Below are 6,725 nucleotides of genomic sequence, written 5' to 3'. Positions count from 1 at the left end.
ATCTGACCGAACAGCACGTTCGTTCCTTGCATGACCGGGCCTCCGATTTCTCCTGCGCTGCTTCCCCATGGAAAGAGCGGCACAAGGACGTGCCGCAGGCGTCAGGATCGGTGCCGGATCAGTGTCGGTCAAAGGCCGTTATGGCAGGAATTGAGGCTAAAAAAGCAGGAGTTCCTGCTGTAGCGAGGGGAAGAAAGGCGTTGCAACCACGAGCGCATTTCAGCGTGGCGAGGTAACGGAAGGATTTTTCCAAAGCGAAGCGACTGCGCGGGTGACTACCTGGGTTTCTGCTCCGGCCGATCACCGTAGAAACGCCGCTTGGCGGCTTCTGCGGCGCGTCGGCAAAGTTCATCATCGACCTTCGCGCGATCTTCCTTGCACAGCCGTTGAATCTCCTTGATGTGTTCGGGATTGGCTGTAAGCGCGTCTACCGTTTCTGAAAGTTGAGAGGGTCCACATGCAGTCAGTGTGGCAGCCAGCATCAGCAGCATCACCTTATTCATGGTTCCAATCCTTTCATCGGGTGGGTCGGGAATTTTTGGCATTGCTCAGATTACCTGCCGAGTCAATGAAGGCCACTCGTTCAATGAACCGGGTCAACATCTCAGGAGTCTCCGCATCACGACGCAGCAGATAGGTTGTCAGCATCGGCGGTTTACCCGCCAAGGGTCGAGCCACAACACCAAGCTCGCGACTGGAGCTGATGTGCGCCGCGCCAGCCAGGCCCAAGGCCAACCCGGCGGAAACCAGAGTCATCATGAGGTCAAAGGTGGAAACGTGCTGGACTATCAGCGGCTCCTGCTCGTGCCTGCGCAGGATGCGCTCGACCTGACGCGCATGGCCTTCGCAGATTGCCGGATCGCCCAACACCAGCGGATAGTGCAGCACTTCCTCCAGCGGAACCTGCCTGAAGGAGAGCACGGGATGGCGAGCAGGTACTGCGACCATCAATTCGTCCTCCCAGGCAGATGTGGCCACGATGCCATCGCCCACATCATCGGCCATCGAAAAGCCGGCATCGTATAGGTCATCGTGCAAGCCTTTGATCTGCTGGGCAAGCGGAACCTCGAATAATCGAACCTCGACCTCGGGGTCTTCTTCGCGGCACTGCGCAAGCAGCGCCGGCAAGCGTGATGGCGTGATGCCATCGGACAAGGCAATGCGCAATTGCCCGTGATAGCCATTGGAGGCAGACCTGACGCTATCGCGGGCTTGTTCCAGCGCAGTAAAGATGCGCGGTACGTGTTCCAAGAGCAATCGACCTGCACGGGTCAGTTGCGTGCTGCGGGTAGTGCGAACGAACAGGCGCGCACCAAGTTCTTCCTCCAGTTCCTTGATGGTGCGAGACAGCGGCGATTGGTCGATGTGTAGCCGTTCAGCGGCACGAGCGAAATGAAGCTCCTCCGCGACAGCGATGAAACATCGAAGTTGGCGCAATTCCACTTATGCCCTTCCTAGCGTTTCAGATCGTCCATGTTCTATGGGGTGCGGTCTGATGCTTCATTCATATGAGCACACCAGGGACGCTGTCCTCCGAACCGAAAATGTCCCGGTTGCGATGCAAGCAGTCCAATCCGAATTGCAAAAGCTAGTGATATGTTACTCACTAAATTATCAAAAGACAATGACTGAATCGATCAATAGGCGAGGCAAGTCCCCCTCCTTTCGGCGGGAGGGAGGTCTGCGGTTGTCAGCTGATGCCTTGCAATGTCTTCACGCAGGATTCGCGTGATCTCCGCGATTGAAGCAGCGGTCTCCTGCACGCTGTGCCCGGACACGATGATTCTTTCCGAGGCGGCCCCCTCCAAATGGGCACTTCTGTACGGAACCAGGCCGTCGTCGGAGTCCGCAAGAGAACCATCGGTGTTCTGCCTGGCGATAATCGAGTGATATAACACCCGACCCGAGATAGGAAGCTCCGCTGCGGCTTTGACAAAAGGATCCTTTTCGTCGAGTTGATCAATGCTGTTGGGAATGCGCTCCAGGAGCGTTTCCTGGGTTGTTCCCATGGTGTAGGCGCGAGCCGGAATGGCGCCAGCGAGCGCTTCCAGCAGCGTCAGCGGCAAGCGGACCAATCCGGCTACCCAGCGCCCAAACCCTTGGCCGGCAACCACGGTTCCACGGTGGGGCGTGGCGATGAATATCACCCGCTCAACACCTCGAAATGGCTGAAATTGCAGGAGAGGGTCAATTTTGGCGCGGCTCTTGCCAAGACGATTCAGATCGATCCTCGGATCCGATTCGGCCCATTTCAACAATTGCTGATCCGACGTGGAGACCATCAACCGCGCGAGCACTCCGCCCATGCTGTGCCCAACCAACACTAGCCCGTGTGAAGCTGCGGTTTTATCCTCCGGGTCGAAGTGATGCAAAGCGGCCAGCAGAACTTGTCGGATTGCCGCATGATTGGCTGGCAGCGGCATGTTCGTGGGGTAATAGACCTGCCAGACTTGGAAGGCGCACCGCAGTTCTTCGTCGGCCAGAAGTTCATTGGCCAGGTTGACCCAAGCCTCGGGGCTGCTCGCCAGTCCATGCAGCATCACGATGATGCGCCGCTGTGGATCGAATGGCTGCATCAGATACAGGCGCGGCTGATCGATTCCACGGTCACGCCCAAGCAGACCCAACAACGATTGCCGATTGAACTCCGAGCGTGCCAGCCACAGACCATAGCCAGCTGTGAAATTGCCAGCCAGCGGAACGCGTTGCCCATGGAGCGACAAATAGTCTTGCGCCAGCGGGTCATATACCGCAACGACGAGTTCGTGCGAGGCCAGCAGCTCCTCCATAGAGCGCACGTCGAAGCGGAGCACTACCGTCACGTTGGGGGTGGGCATTTCGTTCCAGGCGTTGGATTTCGTCGAAAAATCATCTCCGGTGGGTAACCCGTTTTGATTGGTCAACGACTGGGCATCGGTTACGGCCACCAGTTCAGCGCCAAGGCCATCCCTACGGTAGATGCCGCGCAGACCTTGGAATCTCAGCGCGCTGGCAGGCAACAACTCGCGCGGCATTGCCGCGCCGTTCGGCAGGCGAGCATTCAGGTCAACTCGCAAAGTCCAATCACCCAAACGCAGCACACCTTTGGCCTTGACAGCCTTCGCATCCGGTTTCCCTTGGCGTACGCCAAACAGCTGTGCGACCGTTTTTTGTACTGCGTAGTTGTACCAGTCGCGCACCTGCGTCTGCCGCTCCTCAAACGCGCGTTCGCCGGGTGCGCGCCTGGTAAAGAAGAGATAGGCATACGCATACCGTGCCGTCTCGATCCAAGCTGAAGTGGAGGAGGATTCGGTGTAAGGAGCCGAAATTGAAATGGACACGGCATGCTGCAACCAAAGCTCAGCCAGAGCCGATGTCCTAGTCTCTTCGTCCATGTCCTTGACCGCGGCTATCGCCGCAATACAAGCAAGTGAGGTGCTCTTTGCGCAGGCCCGTTCATCAATTTCGGCGACGCGGAGGGCCTGCACAGTCAACGCACTCAGTTTTCCCGTGCCGAGGACATCGCCCCGCCGTAGCGCAACGTATTCATCCGGTGCCATTGCGCGTACAGTCACAGAGGGCTTGAACTCGCTGACAATCGCGCAGCCGCCAAGTGCGAACACGGCAACGATCACGATCGACCACCGCAAAGAGAATGCAAAGGCCACCTGTCTCACACCTTGATGCTGCACCGGCGTTGCCGACCTCAGCCGCGACCGTAATTTCAAGCGGCGGTATAGCCGCCATCGACCACCAGCGCGCTGCCGCACATGTAGTTGGCGCCCTCGGAGAGCAGGAAGCAGGCAGCGTGGGCGATCTCTTCGGACTGGCCCAGGCGCCCGATTGCGTGCATGCCCTTGAGCGCCGCCAACGTCGCCTCGTCCAACACTTTGAGCAGCGGCGTATCGATATAGCCCGGGTGGATGGAGTTGATGCGGATGCCCTGCGCCGCGTAGGCCAGCGCCGCTGAACGCGTGAGGCCGGTGACACCGTGCTTGGCGGCGACGTAGGCTGGGGCGGTGGCGCTGCCAACCAGGCCGAGGATGGACGACATGTTGACGATGGCACCACCACCGGCGGCCAGCATGGCCGGAATCTGCGCCCGCAGGGCATATTGAACACCAGAGAGATTGACGTCGATGACGTGCTGCCACTCGTCCGCCGCCAGTTCTCCCGCAGGTTTGAGCGTACCGCTGATACCGGCATTGTTGAATGCCAGATCCAGGGCGCCGAAATGTTCGAGTGCGCACTGCACCGCTGCTTGTGCGTCGTCGGGACGGGCGGTGTTGCCGGCGTGCGCCACGGCGCGGCCGCCGGCGGCGTCGATGGCCTCCACCACGCGCCGTGCGGCCTCAAGGTCGATGTCGGAGACAACAACCTGCACGCCGTTGGCGGCCAGCAGACGGGCCGTCGCCTCGCCGATGCCGGAGCCACCGCCGCTGACGATGGCGCTGTTGCCCTTGAAGCTGTATTTCATGGTGAAGACTCCATTTTGAAATGCGGGTTGAATCGGTGGCGCAAGCGCCTCACGGCGGCGCGGCGCGCCTGCGTTCGGCCAGCATGAGTGCAATGGCGCAGGATGCCAGGCGCGTGGTGCGCGAGTCGGAGCGGCTGGTGAGCACGATGGGCACACGCGCGCCCATGACGATGCCGGCGCTCTCGGCACCGCCCAGGAACTCAAGCTGCTTGGCCAGCATGTTGCCGCTTTCCAGATCAGGCACAACAAGCACGTCAGCCTGCCCTGCCACGGCCGACCGGATGCCCTTGACTTGCGCGGCCTCGGGCGAGACTGCGTTGTCGAAGGCCAGCGGCCCGTCGACTAGGCCGCCTGTGATCTGGCCGCGATCGGCCATCTTGCACAGGGCTGCCGCATCCAGCGTCGAGCGCATGCGAGGGTTCACCGTTTCCACCGCCGCCAGGATGGCGACTTTGGGTTCGGGCACACCGATGACGTGTGCCAGATCGATGGCGTTGCGCACGATATCGGCCTTGTCCTCAAGCGACGGAGCGATGTTGATGGCGGCGTCGGTGAGGATGAAGGGCCGGGGGTAGCTGGCCGTCTGCATGATGTAGCAGTGCGTCAAGCGGCGCTCGGTGCGCAGGCCAGCCTCGGGGGCCAGAATGGCGCCCAGGTACTCGTCGCTGTGCAAGCTGCCTTTCATCAGTGCCTGCACCTCGCCCTTGCCAGCCAGCCGGGCGGCGGTGGCCGCGGCAGCGTGGCTGTGCGGCACATCAACGATCTCACTGTCCCCCAGATCCAGCCCGAAATCGGCTGCAACGGCGCGCAGCTTGGCAAGCGGCGCCACCAGCACTGGCGTGATGATGCCGGCATCGCGTGCGTCCAGTGCACCGCCCAGGCTGAGCGCGTCGCAGGGGTGCACGACGGCAGTGCGCACCGGGGCCATGGCTTTGACATGGGCGATGAGACGCGCGACACCACTGGGAGCAACGGCACTAACGTGTTCAGAAGTTTGTTCGTTCATGTGATTCCTTTGCGGTGCGGTTGGCGTACCAGCATCACGGGAACCGGCGCGATGCGCGCGATCTGCTCCGCGTCGCTGCCGAGCAGCAGCCGATCCACGCCGCGACGCCCGTGGGTGCCCAGGATGACCAGATCACACGCACTTGCCTCGGCCTGCTTGGCGATTTGTTCCGACACGCGCTCGGCACCGCTTTCAAGAAGCACCGTCTCCACGGCAAGTCCGTCCTGACGCAATCCGTTGGCGGCCTCATCCAGCAAGGCCTGTCCAGCCGCCATGAAGCGCGGACGGACGTCCTCGATGTAGACCTTCGGACGTTCGAAACCCGTGCTGTGTCGGGTCGGCTCGACGACATGCAGCAGGATCACCGCGCCGCCACTCAGATGGGCCAAAGCGCGGGCATGATCGAGGGCCAGAAGCGATGTGGGACTGCCGTCCAGCGGCACCAGGAGTCGTGAATACATGGCATTCCGTCCGAAGTCGATTGGTCTTGGGGATTGCAGCGTCAGAAATTGATTGCTTGTGGCGCGGATTCCATGGCCGCTCAATACATGTGCTGGCCACCATTCATGGCGACGTTGCTACCAGTCATGAAGGCGGCGGCTTCGCTGGCGATGAAGGCGACAAGCTCCGCAATCTCGGCTGGCTGACCGAGGCGCCCGACCGGAATCGCATCGGTGATCTTCTGGCGCACATCCTCACGCACCGCCATCACCATCTCGGTGGCCAGATAACCCGGCGAGACGGTATTGACCGTCACGCCCTTGCGCGCCACTTCCAGCGCCAGCGCCTTGGTAAAGCCATGGACCCCGGCCTTGGCCGCCGAATAGTTGGTCTGCCCGAACTGGCCCTTGCTGCCATTGATCGACGAGACGTTGATGATGCGACCCCAGCCACGCTCGACCATCGGATCGATGAACGGCTTGGTGACGTTGAACATGGAATCCAGGTTGGTACGCAGTACGGCATCCCAGCCGACCTTGTCCATCTTGCGCAAGGTCGCGTCGCGGGTGATACCGGCGTTGTTCACCAGGATGTCAATACGATGTCCATCGACATGAATGCGCCGCGCCAGCTCCTGCGCCGACTCGTAGTCGGACACATCCACCCCGTAGGCCGCAAATCCGTAGCCCTGCGCCGCCTGCGTGTGCTGCCACTGGTCAATCGTGGGGTTGCCTGGCGTATGCGTGACGATCACGCGGTGGCCGGCATCGTGCAGGGAACGGGCGATCGCAGCGCCCAGTCCCCGGTTGCCTCCGGTCACCA

The 6,725-nt window shown here is 61.1% G+C and carries 6 protein-coding genes and 1 pseudogene; all 7 read right to left on the bottom strand.

Features of this window, described 5'->3' with window-relative positions:
• Positions 1 to 275: 275 nt before the first annotated feature.
• Positions 276 to 503 (bottom strand): EexN family lipoprotein, encoded by a 228-nt coding sequence (locus WBB14_RS08540; RefSeq protein ID WP_226466823.1) that lies wholly within the window; start codon positions 501 to 503, stop codon positions 276 to 278.
• A gap of 13 nt (positions 504 to 516) precedes the next feature.
• Positions 517 to 1,443 (bottom strand): LysR substrate-binding domain-containing protein, encoded by a 927-nt coding sequence (locus WBB14_RS08535; RefSeq protein ID WP_021249561.1) that lies wholly within the window; start codon positions 1,441 to 1,443, stop codon positions 517 to 519.
• 194 nt (positions 1,444 to 1,637) lie between these two features.
• Complete coding sequence (locus WBB14_RS08530; RefSeq protein ID WP_226466825.1) at positions 1,638 to 3,647, bottom strand: esterase/lipase family protein; 2,010 nt, start codon at positions 3,645 to 3,647, stop codon at positions 1,638 to 1,640.
• A gap of 56 nt (positions 3,648 to 3,703) precedes the next feature.
• The gene (locus WBB14_RS08525) at positions 3,704 to 4,456 is read right to left on the bottom strand and encodes an SDR family NAD(P)-dependent oxidoreductase (protein ID WP_021249559.1); all 753 of its coding nucleotides are present in this window, start codon (positions 4,454 to 4,456) and stop codon (positions 3,704 to 3,706) included.
• A 49-nt stretch (positions 4,457 to 4,505) separates the two neighbouring features.
• Positions 4,506 to 5,507: pseudogene (locus WBB14_RS08520) on the bottom strand (bifunctional enoyl-CoA hydratase/phosphate acetyltransferase); the annotation flags it as partial.
• Entirely contained in the window at positions 5,459 to 5,923 is a 465-nt protein-coding gene (locus WBB14_RS08515) for a universal stress protein (RefSeq protein ID WP_424239438.1), read from the bottom strand. The gene WBB14_RS08515 and the pseudogene WBB14_RS08520, both read right to left, overlap by 49 nt.
• An 80-nt stretch (positions 5,924 to 6,003) precedes the next feature.
• Entirely contained in the window at positions 6,004 to 6,723 is a 720-nt protein-coding gene (phbB, locus tag WBB14_RS08510) for an acetoacetyl-CoA reductase (protein ID WP_424239437.1), read from the bottom strand.
• Positions 6,724 to 6,725 lie beyond the last annotated feature (2 nt).

Origin of the sequence: Achromobacter sp. (assembly GCF_049647645.1) — a bacterium.
Lineage (GTDB): Bacteria > Pseudomonadota > Gammaproteobacteria > Burkholderiales > Burkholderiaceae_B > Achromobacter.
This window is presented reverse-complemented; position numbering and strand designations above follow the sequence as displayed.